Origin of the sequence: Streptomyces sp. NPDC001980, from assembly GCF_040296885.1 — a bacterium.
GTDB lineage: Bacteria > Actinomycetota > Actinomycetes > Streptomycetales > Streptomycetaceae > Streptomyces.
Window position 1 is genome coordinate 339838 of record NZ_JBEOYD010000001.1, and the last position, 20689, is coordinate 360526.

A 20689-nucleotide genomic window follows, 5' to 3' on the forward strand; every position below is an offset into this window, starting at 1 on the left:
GCGGCATCCTGTGCGGGGGTGCCGCCCCTTCGTGCGTGTGGCCAACGGGAGTTGACGATCTGTTAGCGTGCGCGGATGGAAGATCTGAGCCCCGTGGAGTGGCCGCCCCGGCCGATCGTCACCGAACGGCTGGTGCTCCGTGAGTCCGAGTCCCGGGACCGTGCGGCGTTCGTCGAGCTGCTCGCCTCGCCGGAGGTGCACACCTACCTCGGCGGGCCCCGGCCGCGTGACGAGGTCGAGCGCGAGTTGTCCGGGGTGCCCGAGCGGTGGCCCGGGAGCTTCGTGGTCGAACTCGACGGGGCGATGATCGGCCAGATCCTGCTCAGGAGAGCGACGGGGCACCGTCGCCCGGCCGCCGCGGGGAAGGCCGATCTCGGCTACCTGTTCCTGCCGCGGGCGTGGGGGTTCGGGTACGCCGCCGAGGCGTGCGCGGCGGCACTCGGCTGGCTCGACGGCGCGCTTCCCGGCGAGCCGGTGGTGCTCACCACCCAGACCGCCAACGTCGCCTCGATGCGCCTCACGGTGAAGCTGGGATTCACCGAGGTGGAGCGGTTCGAGGCCTGGGGCACCGAACAGTGGCTCGGCATGCGGTCCCCGGTCACGTCAGGAGGCGACACTCCGCAGTGATGCGATGAGGAGGCCAAGGCCTCGGTGAGGAACGCGCGGGCGGTCAGAGCAGCCCGAGGTCGCCGAGCTCCTTGTACAGGTCGGCGCGCGGGGAGTCGGGGCGGGGCTGGGGGGTGTTGCCGCCGGTCGGCGTACGGGGGGCGATGTCGCCGGTGGCGGGGCGCGGTGCGCGGCGGTCGCGGAAGAGCCAGGCTCCGACCAGGCCCCCGAGCAGCCCGCCGAGGTGGCCGAGCCAGCTCACGCCGGGGGTGCCGGGTACGGCCACGGTGAGGAGGTAGGCGAAGGACGCGCCCATGACGATCCCGACCAGCGTGTCGATCAGGTGCCGGTCGAAGAGGCCCCGTACGACGACGTAGCCGAAGTACCCGAAGATCAGGCCGCTGGCGCCGACCGTCGCCACGTCGCCGTGCTCGAAGAACCAGACGACCAGGCCGCTGCTCAGCGCGATCAGGAGGGTGAGGCCGAGGAACCGGGCCACTCCCCGGTAGGCGGCGAGGAAGCCGAAGACGAACAGCGGGCCGGAGTTGCTCTCGATGTGTGCCCAGCTCCAGTGCAGCAGCGGCGCGACCAGGATGTCGGGCAGGGTGCCGACGTCACCGGAGACCACCGCGTAGTCCCGGGAGAGGGCGTAGTGGTCGGAGAAGTTGGCCAGTTGCACCAGCCAGACGACCGCGAGCAGGCCGAACATCACGAAGAACGCCTTCCGCGCCTCCGCGATCATCTGCTCGGGGCTCATCGGTACCGGTACGGGCCGGTCTTTCTTCGGTGCCTTCTTAGGCGCACCCATGGCAGGCTCCCCCCTCGAACGCCGTCGCGTCCCCACCACGGCGCACTTTACGGCAGTCCGGTGACAGGCACCGAGGGCCACTACAAGGCCGGTTCCGCCCACAGGTCCGCCGGTACGACGCCGACGGAACGGCCGTGCGCGTCCAGGAGGCGGCCGAGGAGTTTGTCCTGGCGCAGGGTGATGACCCGGTCCGCGATGTCGAGGGCCGGGTGGGTCGTGGCCAGGTGGGTCTCCAGGCGGAGGATGTCGCTGACCGAGTGCAGGCTGGCCTGGAGGATGAGGTTCTGCGGGCCGCTGATGGCGGCACAGTTGCGGGTCTCGGGAAGGCGGATGAGGGACTGGCCGATCGCGGGGAGGTCGGCGGGCGGCACCCTGGCCCAGAAGGTGACGGCGACCGGCCAGCCGCCGAGGGGACGGGCGAAGTCGCAGCGGAAGCGGAGCAGGCCGTGGCGGGTGAGGGCCTCGACGCGACGCTTGGCGGTGGACAGGCTGACGCCGAGGTCCCGCGCCAGGGTCTGGTAGGGCGCGCGGCCGTCGTGGGCGAGGCGGACGGCGAGGGCGCGGTCGGAGGAGGTGAGCTGCCGTTGGTCGGTCCGTCGCACGGCGGGGGCGGGTGGCTGCGCCGTCAGCCGGGCGCGTTGGGCGGGGGCCAGGGCGGCGATGCGCCAGTGGCCGCCCTCGGTGAACATGTGGGTGACGATCCGGGACCGTACGGCGGTGATGCCCGGCAGGTGGGGCAGCAGGTCGAGGGTGTAGCGGGACAGGGCCGGCAGGTCGCGGGTGGCGACCGTGGCGAGGATGTCGTGGCCCGAGGCCGTCCGCTCGATCGTCACCATGTGGGGGTGGGCGCTCAGGGCCTCGGCGACCCGGGCCGTGGTTCCCGGGGCGCAGTCGATCACGACGTACGCCACGCAGATCTGCTCCAGCAGGCGCGGGCCGGGCGAGAAGCCGACCCAGGCCGTGCCGTGCGCGGAGAGGCGGTGGAAGCGGCGGGCCACCGTGACCGGGTCGACGCCCAGGGCGCGTCCGAGCTCGGTCCAGGAGGCGCGCGGGCTCAGCTGCAGCGCGTTGATCAGCGCCAGCTCGTCCTCGCTCAGCAGGGGCGGAACGACCGCCCCGGCGGCAGCATCCTGTATCTGCCCGCCGTCCGAGCCGGAATCCTGCGTTTCGGAGCCGTTGTGCGCCACTCTTCCATTGTGGACTTCCAGGGGCCCGCACCCCGCGGGCGCAGTCGTGAAGAAGGGCCGGGACATGGCGTTCGCCGACTACCAGAACGAGATCTACCTCGACGGGCTGCGCGGAGTGGTGCCGAGGTTCCCCATGTCGTACGACGCTCTGGAGCCGTTGGCCCTGGCCGCGATGCCCCCAGCGGTACGCTCGTACGTCGCGGGCGGCGCCGGTGACGAGCGGACGCAGCGGGCGAATGTCAGCGCGTTCGAGCGCTGGGGGCTGGTGCCGCGGATGCTGGTGGGGGCCACGGAGCGGGACCTGTCCGTGGACCTGTTCGGGATACGGCTGCCCTCTCCGCTGTTCATGGCCCCGGTCGGAGTGATCGGGCTGTGCGCGCAGGACGGTCACGGTGACCTCGCCGCCGCCCGCGCCGCCGCCCGTACCGGCGTACCGATGGTCGCCTCCACGCTGACCGTCGACCCGCTGGAGCAGGTGGCCGCCGAGTTCGGTGACACACCCGGCTTCTTCCAGCTCTACACCCCCACCGACCGCGAACTGGCCGAGAGCCTGGTGCACCGGGCCGAGAAGGCCGGGTTCAAGGGGATCGTGGTCACCCTGGACACCTGGATCACCGGCTGGCGGCCCCGCGACCTGAGCACCAGCAACTTCCCGCAGCTGCGCGGGAACTGCCTGGCCAACTACACCAGCGACCCCGTCTTCCGGGCCCGCCTCGGCAAGAACCCGGAGGACGACCCGCAGGCTGCCGTCGCGCTCTGGGCGGGGATCTTCGGCAACCCGCTCACCTGGGACGACCTGCCCTGGCTGCGGTCGATCACCGATCTGCCGCTGATCCTCAAGGGCCTCTGCCACCCCGAGGACGTCCGCCGCGCCAAGGACGCCGGCGTGGACGGCGTCTACTGCTCCAACCACGGCGGCCGCCAGGCCAACGGCGGTCTGCCCGCCCTCGACGCGCTGCCGGAGGTGGTCGAGGCCGCCGACGGCCTGCCGGTCCTCTTCGACTCCGGTGTCCGGACGGGAGCCGACATCATCAAGGCGGTCGCGCTGGGCGCCACCGCCGTGGGCGTCGGCCGTCCCTACGCGTACGGCCTCGCCAACGGCGGTGAGCCCGGCCTCGTCCACATCCTGCGGGCACTGCTCGCCGAGGCCGACCTGATCATGGCCGTCGACGGCTACCCGACCCTCGCCGACCTCACGCCGGAGGCGCTGCGCCGGGTCGCCTGACCGGTAGGGCCACCGGTCCGTCAGTCGGTGCCGGCCGTGACCCGCTCCCAGCGGTCGTACTCGGCCATCAGCTCGGCGAAGCGGCCGCGCACCATCTCCAGGCCGGCGGTGGCCACCGCGAGGTGCAGCGGCGGCGCGTCGGTGCCGGTGACGTCGGCGACGGCCGCCATCGACCTCACCAGGTTGCCGCGCACCGCCTGCTCGGAGAACTCGGCCATGGTGGCGTAGGCGGGCGCGTAGTCCGGGATGGACGTGGCGGGGAGCTTCGCGTTGCCCTCGAAGCCGGTGTCGAAGCCCGCCGGTTCGACCAGGGTGACGTGGATGCCCAGCGGGGCCAGCTCCAGGGCCAGGCCCTCCGTCAGGTTCTGCACGGCGCTCTTGGAGGCGCAGTACACGGCCATCGTGGGCAGGCTGACGTGGCCGCCCATGGAGCCGATGTTGAGGATGTGGCCCGAGCGGCGCTCCCGCATCTGCGGGAGAACGGCCTGGATCACCTGGACCAGGCCCACCACGTTGGTCTCCAGCTGGTCGCGCAGCTGGTCGGGGCTGATCTCCTCGACCGCGCCGACCTGGCCGTAGCCGGCCGCGTTGACCAGGGCGTCGACGGCGCCGAAACGGTCGACGGTCGCCTTGACGGCCTGCTCGATGCCGGCCGGTTCGGTGACGTCGAGGCGGGTGACCAGGACGTTGCCGAGGCCGGCGAAGGCCGGGTTGGCCCTGGCGGTGTCCCGCATGGTGGCCGCCACGTTCCAGCCGCGTGCCGCGTACTCGAAGGTCAGTGCCTCTCCCATGCCGGTGGAGGCGCCGGTGATCAGAACGGTCTTGCTCATGATGCTCTCTCTCGCGTGTGTGCTGTGCCCCCCGGTCGCGTCCTGCTTCTACTAAACAGAATCGACAGAACATGTATAGCACGCCCAGTCGGTATGGTGTGCATATGACCGCGACCCGAGGGGACACCCAACGCCGCGAGCAGGTGCTCGCGGCGGCGCTGACCGTCTTCGCCACGTTCGGCTATCGCAAGACGTCGATGGACGCGGTGGCCCGCGCCGCCGACATCTCCCGCCCCGGCCTGTACTTCCTCTTCTCGGGCAAGGAGGAGCTGTTCCGCGAGACCATGCGGCAGGAGCTGGACCGGGCGCTGGCGGACGTCCGCACGGCACTGGCCGCACCCGGCGCGGACCTCGACGCCCGCCTGGTGGCCGCGCTCGACGCGCACCTCGGCCGGTACGTCGGCACGCATCTCAACGAGGGCGTCGACGAACTGCTGGAGCACGGGACCGCGCAGCTCCACGACATGTACGACGCCTACCGGGACGCCTTCCTCGACACGCTCGCGAAGGCGATCGACGACTCCGGCCGGATCGTGCCCGGCAGCGTCACGCCGCGCCAGATCGCCGAGGTCCTGCAGGCGGCCGGCGAGGGCTGGAAACACCGCGTCGGCGACCGCGCGGAGTTCGTGCGCAAGTTGGGCGTGGCGGTCGCGGTGGCGTTGCGGCCGTAGGGTTTTCCGGCGGTCGGGCGGCCGCCACCGGTGGCACCGGAGCGTCAGGCGGTGGCCGCCTCCACCCCCGTCCCCGTCTCCGTCAGCAGGTCGGTGGAGAGCTGCCACAGGCGGGCCGCGTGGTCGGGGTCCAGGGCGTGGGCGGCCACCCCCCGGCGGATGCCGGGCCGGTGGGGGCCGGCCTCGTCGCAGTCCTCGAAGTACCGGCCGGTCACGCCCTCGACCAGCGGGGAGGCGGCGAGCAGTGCCGACGTGGCGGCGCCCTGCTCGATGCTCTTCCAGGACACGTCGGTGCTGGTGGCGTCGAACGAGGCCGGGCTGTTGGAGATGTCCCCGATGTGGCGGCCGAGCCGGGTGCTGGTGATACGGCCGGGGTTGAGGGCGTTGACGGTGATCAGGTCCGGGGCCCAGCGGCGGGCCGCCTCGACGGTGAACAGGACGTTCGCCGTCTTGGACTGGCTGTAGGCCGCCCACGGGTCGTAGGGGCGCCGCTCGAAGTTGATGTCGTCGAAGAGGACGTCGCCGTTGACGTGGCCGACCGAGCTGACCGCGACGACGCGCGCGCCGTGGGCCGAGGCGAGGGCGCCGTGCAGGCCGGTGGCGAGGGCGAAGTGGCCGAGGTGATTGGTGGCGAACTGCATCTCCCAGCCCTCCCGCGTCCGCTGCAGTGGAGTGGCCATGACGCCGGCGTTGAGGACGAGGATGTGCAGCGGGCCCTGCCAGGCGTCGGTGAAGGCGCGGACGGAGCGCTGGTCGGCGAGGTCCAGGAGGGCGGTGCGTACGCTGCCCGGTCCGCTCGCCGGGGCGATCTCCTCGGCGGCCCGTATGCCTGCGGCCAGGTCGCGGACGCCGATGGTGACCTCGGCGCCGGCGGCACCGAGGACGCGGGCGGTCTCGCGTCCGATGCCGGAGGCTCCGCCGGTGACGACGGCGCGCCTGCCGCTGAGGCCGACGCCGGAGAGCACCTCGGCGGCGGTGCTCCGGGCTCCGAAGGGGGTGGTGAAGAGGGGGTGGGACATGAGGTTCTCCAGGCGGGCGGTGGAACAGGGCTGGTGCGGGCGCGGCCGGTGGCGTGGTGGCAGGGGCCGTCGTACGCTCGTATCCGGAACTGGTTCCGGTTCGCTCTTCGACGGTAAGCGGAACCGGTTCCGGTTGCAAGTGGTGGTGACGAGGAGGGGTCTGGCTTGACCGGCACCGACGGGGGCGCGGCGACGTCCCGCAGACCGTTGCGCGCGGATGCGCAGCGCAACGAGGACCGGCTGCTGGAGGCGGCGGCAGCGGCGTTCGCCCGCGAGGGGGCGGGCGCCTCGGTCAAGGACATCGCCCGCCAGGCGGGCGTCGGCGTCGGCACCCTCTATCGCCGGTTCCCGTCGAAGGAGTTGCTCATCGAGGCGGTCTACCGGCACGAGGTGCAGCGCCTGTGCGAGGCGGCGGACGAGCTGGCGGCCGCGCTGCCGGCGGTGGAGGCGCTGCGGACGTGGATGGAGCGCTTCATCGACTTCATGGCGGCGAAACAGGGGATGGCCGACGCCTTGCGGGTGATCCTGACCGACGAGAGCGAGAAGCTGCACACCCGGACGCTCCTGGTCGATGCGATCACCCACCTGCTGGGCGCGGCGGAGGGGGCGTCGGTGGCGCGGCCGGGGGTGGACGCGCGTGACGTGCTGATGGCGCTCGGGGGGATCAGCCTGATGGCGGCGAACGAGGGACAGCGCGAACTGGGCGGCCGGCTCATTGACTTGCTGTTGTGCGGGGTTGTGCGTGGTTGACGGCGCTCGCTCTCCTGCGGCCGCCGCGGACGGCGCCCCACTGCCCCGGAGAGGGGCGAGGAGTGGCAGGGCCGGGGAAACCGTGTTGAGGGGCTGGACCGTCCTGCGGAAGGCTCCGCGGTCATGGAGTTCTTCTGTTATCACCGTGACCGTGCCGGCTCTGTCGCGTTGCGTACAGAGCTGGTGGAGGACCACTGGGCCTACATGGACCGCTACGCGGCCGAGTTGATCGCCCGGGGGCCGACGTTCGGCACCGATGCCGAGGTGCCGAGCGGGAGTGTGCACGTCGTCGAACTGCCCGGACCCGCCGCCGCCCGGGCCTTCGCCTTCGACGAGCCCAACTACCAGGCCGGCGTGTACCGGGACGTGCTGCTGCGGCGGTGGCGCAACCTGCTGGGCCGCACCATGTGGGAGTTCCCCGGCGGCCGGACCGGCGGCAACCGGTACCTGGTACTCGGCCTGGGCCCGGTGCACGCCGACAGCGACGGCAGCGACGGCAGCGACGGCAGCGACGGCAGCGACGGCAGCGACGGCAGCGGCGGCGCCGTCAGCGAGCCCGGCGGCCTGCCGGTCGGCACCGATCACGACGACCTGATCGCCTTCGGCCCGCTGCTGTCCGACGACGGCACCACCTGGATCGGCACGGCGGCGCTGGTCCGGGCCTCGGACCGGGACCAGGCGCTGGGTGTGCTGGCGCCGGTGCGGTACGCGGACGTCGAGGTGCAGGACTGGGAGTTCGGCGGGCGGCGGTGACGGGGTGGTGGGGTGATGGGGTGATGGGGTGGTGGAGCCGGGGATGCAGCGTCTGTGACTAGACGGCCAGTGTCTCCGCCAGCCTGTCCGCGAATTGGGTGACGCGGTCGAGCCGGGGGCCGGTGCGGGCGATGCGGAAGCCGTGTCGGCGGCCCCAGAACGCCGCCTGGACGGCGTGGAACTGGGCCCAGCGGCGGACGCGTTCGCGGTCGAGTTCCGCTGCGTCGGCGAACACGTCCAGGAGGCGGTGGACGGTCTTCGGGAGGTCGTCGCACTGCATGAGGTTCAGCGCGCGGGACTTGAGGAGGGTGCCGCCGTCGTACGCCGGGTCTCCCACGTAGCCCTTGGGGTCGACCGCCAGCCACGGTTCCCGGTCCGCCCGCAGGATGTTGCGTGCGTGCAGGTCGCCGTGGACGAGGGTGTCCGGCTGGGTCCGGCCCAGTTCGCGGGTGGTGGCGACGGCCGTGTCCACCACCCGGGGCGGCAGTGCGTGGGACAGCTCGGCGGCGTTCTCGCGCAGCTCCGCCGCCCACGCGTCCGCGCGGTCCCGGAGCCGGGGCAGGCCCGGTGGGGCCGGGACGGCCAGGCGGTGGTTCAGGCGGCCCGCGATCGTCATCACCGTCTCGTCGTCGGACTCCAGCGCTGCCAGCGTCGACAGGTGGGCCCGTTCCAGGAGGAGGGCGAAGCGGGCGTCGTCGCGCCGGTGCAGGCGGACCGCGCCGCGGCCCGCCCATGCCTCGAACGCGTCCGGCTCGTGGACGTTGCCGGGATGGGGGAAGGACACCTTGACGACGCAGGGGCGGCCGGAGGACCGCGGGCGGACCGGGACGATCACGCCCACACCGCCGTGCGTCACCTCGCCGTCGGGCACGCAGTCCCAGCACCGCAGCAAGTCCTCGACCGTCGCGGGGAGTTCGGTGATCCACGCCGCTCCGCGATCACCCTCGCGCTCGATCGTGCCCCGCACCAGTGCCTCTGGAATGCCGATCATCCTGGCACCCTACGCGGCGTAGGGGGTACGGCGTACGGCCGCGTCCGGTGTCGTCCCGCGCCCCGCGCTCGTAGGCTGGCCGCACCACGGACCCCACCTGTGAAGGGCGCCCCCATGAGCAGCGGCTGGAGCAGCAGCGGCATCCCGGACCTCGCCGGGCGCGTCGCCGTCGTCACCGGGGCCAACAGCGGGCTCGGGTACGTCACCGCCCGGGAGCTGGCGCGCAAGGGCGCCCGGGTCGTGCTCGCCTGCCGGAGCGAGCGGCGGGGGAACGAGGCGGGGGACCGGATGGCCGCCGAAGTTCCCGACGCCCACATCGAGTTCGGGCGGCTCGATCTCGGGGACCTGGCGTCCGTACGGGACTTCGCCGCCTCGTTCCCGTACGACCGGCTCGATCTCCTCGTCAACAACGCCGGGGTGATGGCACCGCCGTACGGGACCACCATGGACGGGTTCGAGACGCAGTTCGGCGTCAACCACCTCGGGCACTTCGCGCTCACCGGGCTGCTCCTGCCCGTCCTGCTCCGCACCCCCGGCGCCCGTGTCGTCACCGTCTCCAGCATGATGCACGTCCTCGCGAACGTCGACCTCGGCGATCTCAACAGCGAACGGCGGTACCGGCGTTGGGTTGCGTATGGGCGGTCCAAGAGCGCCAACCTGCTCTTCGTCCACGAGCTGGCACGGCGCGCCGACGCCGCCCAGGGCCTCGACCTCGTCGTCGCCGCCGCGCATCCCGGGTACGCCGCCACCAACCTGCAGACCGCCGGACCCCGTGCCGAGGGGCGGCGCGCCGCCGAGCGGGCGATGACGGCCGCGAACCTCGTGTTCGCGCAGTCCGCCGACGCCGGAGCCCTGCCCACGCTCTACGCGGCCACCGCCCCCGGCGTACGGTCCGACTCCTTCACCGGTCCCGCCGTCGCGATGTGGCGCGGGGCGCCGGCCCCCTCCTGGCGGGCGCCCTGGACCCGCGACGACACCATGGCGCAACGGCTCTGGGAGGCGTCGGAGCGACTCAGCGGGGTGTCCTACGACACCGTCCTGAAGGGGGCATGAGCGGGGGTGGGACCTACGCGGCCCGTACCTCGTACGCCGTCACCCGCACCGCCTCGTCGTCCAGGCACGCGCCGGTCTCCAGGTCGAAGCGCTGCTTGAGGAGCGGGGAGGCCACGAACGGGCGGTCCTGGTGGGTGCCGGTCAGGCCGCGGGAGAGGACCGCCGCGCCGCCGAACGGGTCGCGGTTGTCGATGGCGTAGAGACGGCCGGTGCGGTCGCGGAAGACGGCGGCCTGACGGCCGTCCGGGAGGAGTACGGCCACGCCCCGGCCGGGGGTGAGCAGGCTCAGGTCGCAGACCGTGAACCAGCTGTCCGTCAGGCGGAGTTGGACCTTCAGGTCGGTGGTCTCGGGGGCCAGGGTCATCGCTGGGAGCTTCCTTCCAGAACGGTCGCCGTGCCGTCCGCGCGGCGCAGGCCGATGGACAGCAGCGGCAGGTCGGGCTTCATCTGGTCCCGCTCGGGCACGAACCCGACGACCGGGTCGGGGGTGTCGGGGGCGTTGACGAACGAGACGAACCGGGCGAGCTTCTCCGGGTTGTCGATGGTGGTCGCCCACTCGTCGGCGTAGTGGGCGACGTGCGCCGCCATCAGGGACTCCAGCTCCTCGCAGATGCCGAGGGAGTCCTCGACCACCACGTCACGGACGTGGTCCAGGCCGCCCGGGATGCGCTCCAGCCAGGTCGACGTGCGCTCCAGGCGGTCGGCCGTACGGATGTAGAACATCAGGAAACGGTCGATCAGGCGGACCAGTTCGGCGTCGGTGAGGTCCTGGGCGAGCAGGTCCGCGTGGCGCGGGGTGGCGCCGCCGTTGCCGCCGACGTACAGGTTCCAGCCGTTGGCGGTGGCGATGACGCCGAAGTCCTTCGACTGGGCCTCCGCGCACTCGCGGGCACAGCCGGAGACGGCGGACTTGAGCTTGTGCGGCGACCTGAGCCCCCGGTAGCGCAGCTCCAGGTCGATCGCCATCCGGACCGAGTCCTGGACGCCGTAACGGCACCAGGTCTGGCCCACGCAGGACTTGACGGTCCGCAGCGCCTTTCCGTACGCGTGGCCCGACTCGAAACCGGCGTCCACCAACCGCGTCCAGATCAGCGGGAGTTGTTCGACGCGCGCGCCGAACATGTCGATCCGCTGGCCGCCGGTGATCTTCGTGTAGAGGCCGAAGTCGCGGGCGATCTCGCCGATCGTGATCAGGCCCTCGGGGGTGATCTCGCCGCCGGGGATGCGCGGGACGACCGAATAGGAGCCGTTCTTCTGGAGGTTGGCGAGGAAGTGGTCGTTGCTGTCCTGGAGCGCCGCCTGTTCGCCGTCCAGGACGTAACCGCTCGCGCCGATCGCCGGGGCGAGGGACGCGATGATCGACGCCACCGCCGGCTTGCAGACCTCGCAGCCGTCGCCGCCCCGGGCGCCCTCCCGGCCGTAGCGGTCGAGCAGGTCCCGGTAGGTGTTGACGCGCAGCGCGAGGACGATCTCGTACAGCTCCTCACGGGTCTGCGCGAAGCAGCCGCACAGGCCCTTGTCGACCTCGACGCCGGACGCCTCCAGCTCCGCCGTGACCAGCTGGCCGAGCACCTTCACGCACGAACCGCAGCCGGTACCGGCCTTCGTGCACTTCTTCACCTCCGGCACGGTGGTGCAGGAGTGCTCGGTCACCGCGCCGCGGATCGTGCCCTTGCTGACGTTGTGGCAGGAGCAGACGACCGCCTCGTCCGGGAGCGCGGACGGGCCCAGCTGGGCGCCGCCGCTCGCACCGGCCGGCAGCACCAGCGACTCCGGGGCGACCGGCGGTACCGAACCGGTGAAGGCCTTCAGGGTGCCGTACGCGTCCGCGTCGCCGACCAGGATGCCGCCGAGCAGGGTGCCGTCCCGGCCGATGACCAGCTTCTTGTACAGGCCCGAACGGGCGTCGGAGTACACGACGTCCAGGCAGTCCTCGCTCGTGCCGTGCGCGTCGCCGAAGGAGGCCACGTCCACGCCGAGCAGCTTCAGCTTGGTGGACAGGTCGGCGCCGGTGAAGGCCGCCTCGCCGGCGGCGATGGTCGCCGCCGCCGTCCCGGCCTGCTCGTAGCCCGGCGCCACCAGCCCGTACACCCGGCCGTCCGCCGCCAGCGCGCACTCGCCGATCGCGAACACGTGCGGGTCCGCGACGGTACGGCACTGCTCGTCGACCGTGATGCCGCCGCGCTCGCCGACCGTCAGACCGCAGTCCCGGGCGAGTTGGTCCCGCGGCCGGACGCCGGCGCTGAACACCACCAGGTCGGTGGCGAGTTCGGAACCGTCGGACAGCTTCATCCCCGTCACGGCGCCCGCGGGGTCGACCACGATCTCCTGCGTGCCGACGCCGGTGTGGACCGTCAGGCCCATCTCCTCGATGGTGCGCAGCAGGGCCGCGCCACCGCCCTCGTCCACCTGCACCGGCATCAACCGCGGCGCGAACTCCACGATGTGGGTGGTGAGTCCGAGCCCCTGCAACGCGCCGGCCGCCTCCAGCCCCAGCAGCCCGCCGCCGACCACCGCGCCCACCGTCGCCCTCGACTTCGCGTACTCCTCGATCGCCAGCAGGTCCTCGATCGTGCGGTAGACGAAGCAGCCCGTCGCGTCCTTGTGGGGGACCGGAGGCACGAACGGGTAGGAGCCGGTGGCGAGTACGAGCGTGTCGTACGCAACGACCTTGCCGGACCTGGCCGTCACCGTCCGCGCCGCGCGGTCGATCGTCTCCGCCGGGTCGCCGACGTACAGCTCGATGCCGTGGGTGTCGATGAACTCCATGTCGGTCATGGAGAGTTCGTCGGGGGTCCGGCCCGAGAAGTACGAGGTGAGGGCGACGCGGTCGTAGGCCGGGCGCGGCTCCTCGCACAGCACGACCACGCGGTGCGTGGCGGTCAGGCCGCGCTCGGCGAGCGCCTCCAGGAAGCGCTGACCGACCATGCCGTGGCCGACGAGCACGATGGTGGGGGTGGCCCCGGGGGTGGTGGTCATCAGGAGCCTCCGTCGTGGGGGAGCAGGGGGAGCATCGGGCGGAGCCGAGGGCTGCCGAGCTCGGCGGGCATGGGGCGGGCGGTCACCTCGGCGGTGTGGCGGCGGCCGGTCGGCACCTCGCCGAGCGGCACCCGGCCGTACGGGCGGTGCTCCTCGTCGCCGACGCGTGCCTCGGGCGTCTCGGGCGTCGCGCCCGTCACGGGGGCGTCGACGTGTTCGCCGGGCCGCCGGACGGGACGGCCGCCCGCGCGGCCGGCGCCGATCACCACCACACGCGTATTCGAGGTCATACCCAGGAGCCTGCGGGGCCGACGTTACCCGGCCGCATCACCGCTGTTTCCCGCGAGGAACGCTGCCCTCTTCAGGGGTGGGCGGTGGGTGTGAGGGGTCCGGGGGAGGGCCGGTGGGGACTGTGAGGTGGGGGAAACACGGGGCGGCGGTCGGCCTGCGCCGCAGGTGGGCGAGAGCTACGGCGGGGCGAGGACGGGGCGAGGGCGGGGCGGCAGCGGGGTCGGTTACGCGGGGGAGCGGTTGTGTACACCGCCCCGGTCCCCCAGCCCCCGGACTGCGGCCCCCGGACCGCGGACTGCGGCCCCCGGCCCCCGGCCCCCGGCCCCCGGACCGTGAGTCGGTCAGCGGCTGCCGGTGAGGTGGGCGAAGACGACGACGTTCCCCTGGTATCCGGTCGTGCGCGAGTAGCCGCCGCCGCAGGTGATGACCCGGAGCTCGGGGCGTTCCGCGGCGCCGTACACCTTCTCGTCGGGGAAGTCGCGGGCCTGGTAGACCTCCACCGCGTCGACGCTGAACACGGCGACGCTCCGGTCCTGCCGGTCCACCTCGATGGCCGCGCCGCGCCTGAGGGCGCCGAGGTCGTAGAAGACGGCGGGGCCCTCGGTGTTGTCGACGTGCCCGGCGACGATCGCGGTGCCGGTCTCGCCGGGGGTGGTGCCGGCCTCGTACCAGCCGGCGAGGTTCTTCTGCCCGGCGGGCGGGACGTCGAGGCTGCCCGAGGGGGTGAGGGCGAGGCCCATGAGGGGGGCGTTCACGCGGATGGCGGGGATGCGGATGCGGGTGGGCGGGGAGGGCGGCAGCGCGGGGGCTTCGAGGCGTTCCTCGCCGGGATCGGGGCGGCCCTCGGCGGCGGACGGCTGGGGCGGCGCGTCGTGCGGTCCGATGCCGGGGCCCAGCAGCCATACGCCGGAGCCGAGGGCTATGACGGTCACGGCGGCTATCGCGGTGTCCCCGATCCTGCGCATGTGAACCCCTCTCCCAGAGGTCAGAGCTTCTAACGAGGGGGCGCGACGCCAGCGGCGGTGAGAGCCTCTGACGAACGTGACCCCCTCCCCCTCCGGGCCGCGAGGGGCGTCGGACCCGGAGGGGGTGGGATGTGCGGTACCGGCGGACGGACAGCGGAGGGTGTCCGTCAGATCACATCGCCTCTCGCCCGGCGATGCAGGAGCCAGGTACCGCCCGCGGCGGCGACGGCCAGAGCCGCCACACCGGCCGCGGTCTGCACGGGGTCGGAGCCGAAGGCGCCACCGACCCCCGTCTTCACACTGCCGTGGGGCTGCACCTGCTGCCCCGCGGCCGGCGTCAGTGCCACCACCAGGTCCCCGGTCACCTGCCGGTTCCCCTCGGCGCACTTCGCGACGATCTCGTACGTCCCCGGTTGCGCGCTCGGCGGCACCTGGAACTGCCCGATCGCCTCGCCTTCGTGCGTGCTCGGCGCAAGGGTGAACGTGCCGGCGCCGACGGAACTGGCGTCCCCGACCGCCGTTCCCTTCTCGCCGCAGGCCGCCGTGTTCACGGTGACCTGACCGCCCGCCGCCGCGGTCGACGGGTACACGTCGAGGCTGCCGGTGCCGCCGCCGTACGCCGGCGCGACGGCGAGTCCGGCCGTGGCCACGGCCAGCGCGGTCCCGGTCACCAGACGGGCGGTGCGTCGCATGGTGCTCCCTCGGTCGAGGTCGTCCACTCCCTTGCTCTACCGAGGTAAAAGCCAACCGCCCGGCCCCGCTCCCTGAGACACCGTCAGTTTTGGGATGAACGGGTGTCACGGCGGGGGTCCGAGACGTCCGTTGAGGACGGATTCGGGCAGGTCAACGGGGTTGCGTGAGCGTCGGTATGAAGAACACACGAACGGCGGGTGCCGGGGGGAGTGAACGGGTGACCCCCCGGTTGCGGCGGCCCCCTGTGCCCCTGGCAGCGGCAGCGCCGGGCGATCCGGGACCACCTCGAGCAGTGCCGGAACTACACCTCCGGGCGCGCCCCCGGCCCCGCGTCATGCCTTGCTCTGCCTGTACGCGTCGGCAAAATGGTCGTGGACGGCGAGGACCCTCGTTCGTGGGCGCGATCCCGGCGGACCTGGTGAGCGCGGGATCGGCACGGCGGACACGGTCCGGCAGGCCGGCATCTCCGTCGCATCGCGCGATGCTCGAATCCCTCCTTGCGAGCGGCATCGCCGCCGGGATGTCGTCACCCGTCCCGTCGCGGACCCGCCATTCCGCCGCCGTCGCCGTGACGGCCGTCCGACGCCCTGACCTGTTTCCGTGCGGGCCACTTCGCCCCAGCGGGCCAAGGGCGACTGCGGCGTCTGGTGTGACATAGATGCGACACTCGTGCGCAATGGGGTGACGGCTCGATCGGACCTGGGTGGAATCAATTGCTCATTATAAATGTATCCGGAGATGTGAGCAGTCGAGCCAGACTGACGGAAGTAATCGATATTCTCATGGTGTCGAAATCGCCAGCGGATCAAAATCGCGAATACTGGTCATCTTTGTTGCCGCCATGGCTGCTGGATAATTTTTCTCCGGAGATTTCGAGGCAAGCGAAGCTGGAGTGGCTGGCGAAGTGGCGAAGTGCTGGAGTTGCGGAGCAGAGTCGTATGGTGTCATCACGGGGCTGGGAGCTCATGCAATGGACTTATTGGTTTGATGGGTCGAATCGGGAGTGGGGGTTGTCGAATGTTGAAAATTCGCCAACTGATGACACTCTCAAGATCTTGATCGCGGAAGCGGAAGAAGACTCTCCCATTCGGGCGGTGGAATGGCTTATCGAGCGGAGTGGATGCCGCATTCTCGACAAGGAAGTGGCGTATGACCCGGATCTCAACTACCTCAAGCCATGAGAGTTTCGCGATCGAGTTGGTGTCGGCAGGCGTGGGCAGGATTATCGTCGCAGACTTTACCGAGACCTTTCACATGGACCTGACGTTCTGGGATCCGGAGCACTACGAGAAGAGCTGGGCGAGCGCACTGCGTCGAGTGGACGAGGCGGACTTGACTACTTCCTGTCTGGTCTCCTCCATTACGGACCCCAGGGCGGCAAATTTCGTGCTCTGCTGGCCGCTCTACCGGGTCCACGGCGACATTTTTGTACAGAATTCCCTGATCATTCTCGGTGATCTGGATCAGGATTTTGATCCGGAAAGGCCTTGGTTCTCAGTCGGTCCCCGGGAGGTCGTCGACGAGGACGGACATAACATCTCGGAATGGCGCGTTGATGTAGCGGCGGTACGGAGGTTCCGAGCGGCATCGGGGTGGAGTTGAGTCGGGCAGCGAGTGGCCGAGGGGCTCGCAGGTGTGGTGTTCGCACTGCGGTGGGCTGACAGCCGAACGGCTGGTCTTTGCAAGTAGGGACGGTCGGGCGGAGGTCCGGCCCGATTCCGAAGCCGAGCACGAGCTGGGCGAAGGTGTGGCCGCGGTGCAGGTGTGCCAGGCGCATCAGGCCTGTCGGCCGCGTGTCAGCCGCCTGTAGCGGGTTCCTGTCCGGCGGCGCCGAGCAGTCAACTCCCGTCGCAGCAAACGAAGTGCGGAAGGCAACCGAACAATTTCGGTTGCCACCTCCGCACGACGAGGCCGATCCTGTGCAGGCGATGGATCAGGGAGGACGCTGTGGGGCTCGTTCTGTTTCCAGGGGACGGGGACGTCTCCAGCCCGGACGTCTCCTGGTCCTACACCGGATTCGGCGTGTTCCGGGGTTGGCTGGCGCGTGCCGAAGGGTTTGCTCTCGATGACATGCGAGGCTTCGGCGGGTTGCGAGAGTGGAGCGATGTCTCCACCTCGCTTGCGCCGCTTCTCAACCATCCCGATGACGACGGTCCCGATTTGACGGCCGTCGAATGTGCCGTGATGCTCCCGCGTCTGAGGGAGATTGCCGATGGCTTGGACAGGGACGGTGCCGATCCGCTTCTCCAGCGGCACATTGATGACATTCTTCAGTTGGTGGTCGTCCTGCAGTTTTGTGTGGAGAACGACGTTGAGCTCATCTTCGGCTGACACGGTGCGATTCCCGGAGATGAGGCGCAACGTCCTGTCCGCTGTCAGGGCGCTGTCCGACAAGACTCATCAAGAGCGCGTATGGATCGGGCGGATCTATCCCGAGGAGAGCTACTTCGACGACTTCGCGATGAATCTCAACATCCTGTACGACGACACCCTGGTGCTGGACGACCCGGTCGCGTCCCTGGGCACGGTTCTGGCCTCGCGGTACGAGGCTGAAGCGCTGGCAGGGGTGGGCGTGGCCCTTGATGAGCTGCTGAGGTGGGAGGGAACTGGTAGGTCGGACGTGGAATATGTCGCGTCGCCGTTGTGGGGTGCGGTGGTTGAGTCGGCCGCGGTGGCTTATTGGATCATGATGGAGGCTGGCTGAGTCGTCGGCTCAGGCGGAACCAGCCAAGCGTCGGAGCTACAGCGCGCCTTCTCGGAGGGCCGCCTGGAACGTCGTCCACGTTGCTGAAAGGAGCCGGAGGGAGGGGCCCGTGGGGCGCTTGGAGTCTCGTATGGCCACTCTCGTTGGGATGTTCGTGGCTATCTCGACGCACTCTGCCTTTTCGTCGCTGTAGCTGGACTTGCGATACTCGAATCCCGGCACGGTTCACAGCTCCTTGCGCAGCTTGTGGAGGAAGGACGCCGACTCCCGCTCGTCCAGGGCGTGTTCGGCGATCTTCTCGAACAGTTCATCGTAAGCGGCTGCGGCTTCTCCTCCCTCCACCCAGTGCTGGGTGAAATGGGCGTCCAGGTAGACGACGTCCATCGCGCCGGGGGCGGCGAACGAGAGGATGTTGAACGAGCCGTTGAGGCCAGGGTGTGTACCCGCGCCGAACGGGAAGATCCGGAGTTCGACGCTGGGTAGGTCCGCCATCATCATGAGCTCTTCGAGTTGGGCTCTGCCCGTCGACGGATCTCCTGGGAAGTTGTGCAGTACCGCTTCATAGATCACGGCTTGCAGGGACAGTGGACGATCGTCGGTCAGCCGGCATCTACGAGCGACCCGTGCGGCGATGAACTCCTCGTCCGGTTCGGGGCCCTTGGTCGCCGCAGCACCTGGACTCGCCCTCAGCGCGCGCACGTAATCCGCAGTTTGGAGCAGCCCGGGCACGAACGCGGGCTGCCACGTCTTGACGGCTGTCGCGGCACTCTCCAGTGCCACGTACTCCTGCAGGACGCCCGGAATGGTGTAGTCGTCCCACCAACCGCTCGCCTTACGGCGCTCGCGGTCGATCCTGGCCAGTTCCAGGAGCCCGCCGACAATGGCGGGGTCATGGACGTCGTACAGGTCGCACAACGCCCGGATGTCCGGGTCGCGTACGGGCACCCAGCCGCCCTCCATCTTGGCGACCTTGGCCGTTGAAGCGGAGAGAGCCTGGGCGGCCTGGGGCTGGGTACAGCCTGCCGCGGTGCGGAGATCGAGGAGTTCGGCGCCGAGCCGCCGTCCGAGCACGCTCGATGTGCTGTTTCCCTGCTTTGCCTGACTTGCTGCCACCTGGCTGCTCCCTGAGTGCTGTGCGCGGCCAGTCTGCTGTCTCACGTTCGGGCTGGCAAACACGATCGGTGGATATCTACCGGGAAGAACTTGATCGAAGGGCGGTTCTCTCACTACCTTCGGTGACGTACTGATCGCAGGCCGATACCGAGTGTCACTCGGCGCTGCCCATCCCCGCCCGGAGGTGAGCGACATGGTCGCCCCGAAGAAGTCCGCCGAGCCCGAACCCCCTCTACGCTACGACCGCCTCGACTACACCCCCCTCCCCGGAAGCGTTACCCTCGCCCGCCGCCGGGCGCACCGCCTCGTCACCGGCTGGGGTCACCCTGAACTGGCCGCCGACACGGCCCTGTTCGTCTCCGAGCTGGCCGGCAACGCCGTACTGCACGGCTGTCTCCGTGACCGGCTCTTCCGTGTCGAGATCGCCCTCACCGAACGTGCCTTACGGGTCTCCGTCTCCGACCCGAAGGGAGAGCTGCTGCCAAGCCCGCGTGATCCGTCGCGGGACGAGATGTTCGGCCGCGGATTGCTCATCGTGGGCGGCATCGCTGATCGGTGGGGCGTCGACGAGCTCACCGTCGGCAAGGTCGTGTGGTGCGAGCTCGATGTCGTACGGCCGGCCGTGCTCGCCGATTACGGTGGCGGCAGCGCACCCCCGCTCTTGAGGAGGACGACCATGGCCGAACCGTTGAAGACCTTCGTCAACGGCGTCGAGGTCGAGGTTCCGAACAGCATCCCCGACATCCGCGCGGCTCTCACCGAGGGGCGGCGCGAGGAGTTCGACCGGGCCATCAACGAGGCCGGTGTGGAGGACATCCACGCGGTCATGCGGCACTGGATGCTCGAAGCCGTTCCCGACCCGGAGGCGGAGGCGCTGCTCACGCGCCTGGCAGCGGACGAGGCCGAGAGGCGGGGCGTCGCTTGATCTACCGCATCACCTACGCCCCGCCTGCCGACGACACCCTGGCCAAGATGGGCGACGCCCCTGCGTTCAAAGACGCGATGGCGGCAACCATCGGACGAGATCCTTATGGACACGGGTCGACCGCAGTCAGAGGCGAGCGTGACCGCCGCGAGGCTACGGTGCTGGGAGTCATCGTGCTCTACTACGTCTCCGGATCCGTCCTGACCGTGACGGTGGTCAGGCTGATTTCCTCTCTCTGAAACGGCTCCAGGGTGGCGGCCCGTGGCCTCAGCCCCCTTCCGGCACCATCCGGATCGCCGCGATGTCGAACTGCAGTCGCACCGTCTCGCTCACCATCGCCCCGCCCTCCGCCAGGCGGGAGTTGTACGCCAGCCCCCAGTCCATGCGGTTGATGGTGGTGGTGCCGTCGAAGCCGACGCGCTGGTAGCCGAAGGGGTCCGTGACGTTGCCTATGTAGGTGAGTTCCAGGTCCACCGGGCGCGTCGTGTCCTTGATGGCCAGGTCGCCGGTCATGACATAGACGTCCGGTGCTTTCAGGCGTACCGCCGTGCTCTGGAAACGCATCCGCGGATAGGTCGCGGAGTCGAGGAAGTCGCGCCCGACCAGATGGGCGTCCCGTTGTTCCACGCCGGTGTCGACGCTGCCGGTGGACAGGATGATCTCCGCCTGGGAGCGGGACGGGTCGCGGCCGTCGAAGTAGAGGCGGCTCTTGTACTCGGTGAAGGCCCCGCGGACCGTCGTCACCATCGCGTGCCGGACCGAGAAACCGATTCTGCTGTGGGCCGGGTCGATGACCCACTCGCCGGTGAGGGCGGCGAGGGCGGGGTCCAGGAGGACGGGGGCCGAGGTGGGGGAGGCCGGCGCCGCCGTCGGGCGTGGGGGGACCGTGGGGGTGCGGCGGGACGTGTGGGGGCGGCTGAACAAGTTCATGATTTATCTAGTTAGTCCACTCGGGGAATTGTCGCAAGTGGTCGCCCGGACAAGGGAGTTCGGGAATTCCGTATACCGTCACCGAAACTGCACATCATCGCCATGGGATCCACTCAGGGAGAAGCGTTGTGCTCGGTATTCCTGAATTCCGCGATTCCTTGAATTTCGCTATTCCCAGTTGTCTGGGGTGTATGTG

25 protein-coding genes and 1 pseudogene are annotated in these 20689 nt (G+C 70.4%); 13 read left to right on the forward strand and 13 right to left on the reverse strand.

The window, feature by feature from the left end; genetic code table 11:
- Positions 1-75 precede the first annotated feature (75 nt).
- A complete protein-coding gene (locus ABT137_RS01515) occupies positions 76-627 on the forward strand; it encodes a GNAT family N-acetyltransferase (RefSeq protein ID WP_351700624.1) in 552 nt (183 codons plus the stop codon).
- A gap of 43 nt (positions 628-670) precedes the next feature.
- Here the strand turns inward: ABT137_RS01515 and ABT137_RS01520 are convergent, their stop codons facing one another.
- Positions 671-1414: a rhomboid family intramembrane serine protease gene (locus tag ABT137_RS01520; RefSeq protein WP_351700627.1), complete on the reverse strand. Its 744-nt coding sequence runs from the start codon at positions 1412-1414 to the stop codon at positions 671-673.
- Between the two features lie 80 nt (positions 1415-1494).
- Positions 1495-2601 carry an Lrp/AsnC family transcriptional regulator gene (locus ABT137_RS01525; protein WP_351700629.1) on the reverse strand — a complete coding sequence of 369 codons (1107 nt, stop codon included), beginning with the start codon at positions 2599-2601 and terminating at the stop codon, positions 1495-1497.
- Between the two features lie 64 nt (positions 2602-2665).
- On the opposite strand from ABT137_RS01525, the gene ABT137_RS01530 reads away from it, so the two are divergent.
- Entirely contained in the window at positions 2666-3826 is a 1161-nt protein-coding gene (locus ABT137_RS01530) for an alpha-hydroxy-acid oxidizing protein (protein ID WP_351700632.1), read from the forward strand.
- Between the two features lie 20 nt (positions 3827-3846).
- Here ABT137_RS01530 and ABT137_RS01535 read toward each other — a convergent pair whose 3' ends face one another.
- Entirely contained in the window at positions 3847-4656 is an 810-nt protein-coding gene (locus ABT137_RS01535) for an SDR family NAD(P)-dependent oxidoreductase (RefSeq protein ID WP_351700634.1), read from the reverse strand.
- Between the two features lie 104 nt (positions 4657-4760).
- Here ABT137_RS01535 and ABT137_RS01540 point away from each other — a divergent pair, with 104 nt between their 5' ends.
- Positions 4761-5327, forward strand: a complete 567-nt coding sequence (locus ABT137_RS01540; RefSeq protein WP_351700637.1) for a TetR/AcrR family transcriptional regulator — start codon at positions 4761-4763, stop codon at positions 5325-5327.
- 44 nt (positions 5328-5371) lie between these two features.
- Here the strand turns inward: ABT137_RS01540 and ABT137_RS01545 are convergent, their stop codons facing one another.
- Positions 5372-6346, reverse strand: coding sequence for an SDR family NAD(P)-dependent oxidoreductase (locus ABT137_RS01545; protein WP_351700640.1), 975 nt, complete (start codon positions 6344-6346; stop codon positions 5372-5374).
- A gap of 165 nt (positions 6347-6511) precedes the next feature.
- Between ABT137_RS01545 and ABT137_RS01550 the strand changes: the two genes are divergently transcribed.
- Positions 6512-7096 (forward strand): TetR/AcrR family transcriptional regulator, encoded by a 585-nt coding sequence (locus ABT137_RS01550; protein WP_351700643.1) that lies wholly within the window; start codon positions 6512-6514, stop codon positions 7094-7096.
- A 123-nt stretch (positions 7097-7219) separates the two neighbouring features.
- Positions 7220-7849, forward strand: coding sequence for a YciI family protein (locus ABT137_RS01555; protein WP_351700646.1), 630 nt, complete (start codon positions 7220-7222; stop codon positions 7847-7849).
- 58 nt (positions 7850-7907) lie between these two features.
- Here the strand turns inward: ABT137_RS01555 and ABT137_RS01560 are convergent, their stop codons facing one another.
- Complete coding sequence (locus tag ABT137_RS01560; RefSeq protein ID WP_351700649.1) at positions 7908-8840, reverse strand: aminoglycoside phosphotransferase family protein; 933 nt, start codon at positions 8838-8840, stop codon at positions 7908-7910.
- Positions 8841-8954: 114 nt separating this feature from the next.
- Here ABT137_RS01560 and ABT137_RS01565 point away from each other — a divergent pair, with 114 nt between their 5' ends.
- Positions 8955-9893 carry an oxidoreductase gene (locus ABT137_RS01565; RefSeq protein WP_351700652.1) on the forward strand — a complete coding sequence of 313 codons (939 nt, stop codon included), beginning with the start codon at positions 8955-8957 and terminating at the stop codon, positions 9891-9893.
- 13 nt (positions 9894-9906) lie between these two features.
- Here the strand turns inward: ABT137_RS01565 and nirD are convergent, their stop codons facing one another.
- From nirD to ABT137_RS01590, 5 genes are all read right to left on the reverse strand, one after another.
- Positions 9907-10257 (reverse strand): nitrite reductase small subunit NirD, encoded by a 351-nt coding sequence (gene nirD, locus ABT137_RS01570; protein ID WP_351700655.1) that lies wholly within the window; start codon positions 10255-10257, stop codon positions 9907-9909.
- Complete coding sequence (gene nirB / locus ABT137_RS01575) at positions 10254-12872, reverse strand: nitrite reductase large subunit NirB (RefSeq protein WP_351700658.1); 2619 nt, start codon at positions 12870-12872, stop codon at positions 10254-10256. The genes nirD and nirB overlap by 4 nt, the downstream gene beginning before the upstream one ends.
- Positions 12872-13162, reverse strand: coding sequence for a hypothetical protein (locus ABT137_RS01580; protein WP_502984450.1), 291 nt, complete (start codon positions 13160-13162; stop codon positions 12872-12874). The genes nirB and ABT137_RS01580 overlap by 1 nt, the downstream gene beginning before the upstream one ends.
- A 342-nt stretch (positions 13163-13504) precedes the next feature.
- Positions 13505-14128 carry a class F sortase gene (locus ABT137_RS01585; RefSeq protein WP_351700661.1) on the reverse strand — a complete coding sequence of 208 codons (624 nt, stop codon included), beginning with the start codon at positions 14126-14128 and terminating at the stop codon, positions 13505-13507.
- Between the two features lie 167 nt (positions 14129-14295).
- Positions 14296-14820 (reverse strand): GVDTG sorting domain-containing protein, encoded by a 525-nt coding sequence (locus tag ABT137_RS01590; RefSeq protein WP_351700664.1) that lies wholly within the window; start codon positions 14818-14820, stop codon positions 14296-14298.
- 741 nt (positions 14821-15561) lie between these two features.
- Here ABT137_RS01590 and ABT137_RS01595 point away from each other — a divergent pair.
- From ABT137_RS01595 to ABT137_RS01610, 4 genes are all read left to right on the forward strand, one after another.
- Entirely contained in the window at positions 15562-16002 is a 441-nt protein-coding gene (locus tag ABT137_RS01595; protein ID WP_351700667.1) for a hypothetical protein, read from the forward strand.
- A complete protein-coding gene (locus tag ABT137_RS01600) occupies positions 15971-16423 on the forward strand; it encodes a hypothetical protein (protein ID WP_351700670.1) in 453 nt (150 codons plus the stop codon). The genes ABT137_RS01595 and ABT137_RS01600 overlap by 32 nt, the downstream gene beginning before the upstream one ends.
- A 345-nt stretch (positions 16424-16768) precedes the next feature.
- Positions 16769-17152 (forward strand): hypothetical protein, encoded by a 384-nt coding sequence (locus ABT137_RS01605; protein ID WP_351700673.1) that lies wholly within the window; start codon positions 16769-16771, stop codon positions 17150-17152.
- Positions 17082-17525: an SCO4402 family protein gene (locus ABT137_RS01610; RefSeq protein ID WP_502984451.1), complete on the forward strand. Its 444-nt coding sequence runs from the start codon at positions 17082-17084 to the stop codon at positions 17523-17525. The genes ABT137_RS01605 and ABT137_RS01610 overlap by 71 nt, the downstream gene beginning before the upstream one ends.
- Before the next feature lie 36 nt (positions 17526-17561).
- On the opposite strand, the gene ABT137_RS01615 is transcribed toward ABT137_RS01610, so the two are convergent.
- The gene (locus tag ABT137_RS01615) at positions 17562-17747 is read right to left on the reverse strand and encodes a DUF397 domain-containing protein (protein WP_351700679.1); all 186 of its coding nucleotides are present in this window, start codon (positions 17745-17747) and stop codon (positions 17562-17564) included.
- A 3-nt stretch (positions 17748-17750) separates the two neighbouring features.
- Positions 17751-18638 carry a helix-turn-helix domain-containing protein gene (locus ABT137_RS01620; protein WP_351700682.1) on the reverse strand — a complete coding sequence of 296 codons (888 nt, stop codon included), beginning with the start codon at positions 18636-18638 and terminating at the stop codon, positions 17751-17753.
- A gap of 193 nt (positions 18639-18831) precedes the next feature.
- Here ABT137_RS01620 and ABT137_RS01625 point away from each other — a divergent pair.
- From ABT137_RS01625 to ABT137_RS01635, 3 genes and pseudogenes are all read left to right on the forward strand, one after another.
- Positions 18832-19221, forward strand: a pseudogene (locus tag ABT137_RS01625) (ATP-binding protein); the annotation flags it as partial.
- 93 nt (positions 19222-19314) lie between these two features.
- A complete protein-coding gene (locus ABT137_RS01630) occupies positions 19315-19563 on the forward strand; it encodes a hypothetical protein (RefSeq protein WP_351701128.1) in 249 nt (82 codons plus the stop codon).
- Positions 19560-19802, forward strand: coding sequence for a hypothetical protein (locus ABT137_RS01635; protein WP_351700685.1), 243 nt, complete (start codon positions 19560-19562; stop codon positions 19800-19802). Before ABT137_RS01630 ends, ABT137_RS01635 begins: the two co-directional genes overlap by 4 nt.
- Before the next feature lie 28 nt (positions 19803-19830).
- Here the strand turns inward: ABT137_RS01635 and ABT137_RS01640 are convergent, their stop codons facing one another.
- Positions 19831-20493 carry a YceI family protein gene (locus tag ABT137_RS01640; protein WP_351700688.1) on the reverse strand — a complete coding sequence of 221 codons (663 nt, stop codon included), beginning with the start codon at positions 20491-20493 and terminating at the stop codon, positions 19831-19833.
- Between the last annotated feature and the right edge of the window lie 196 nt (positions 20494-20689).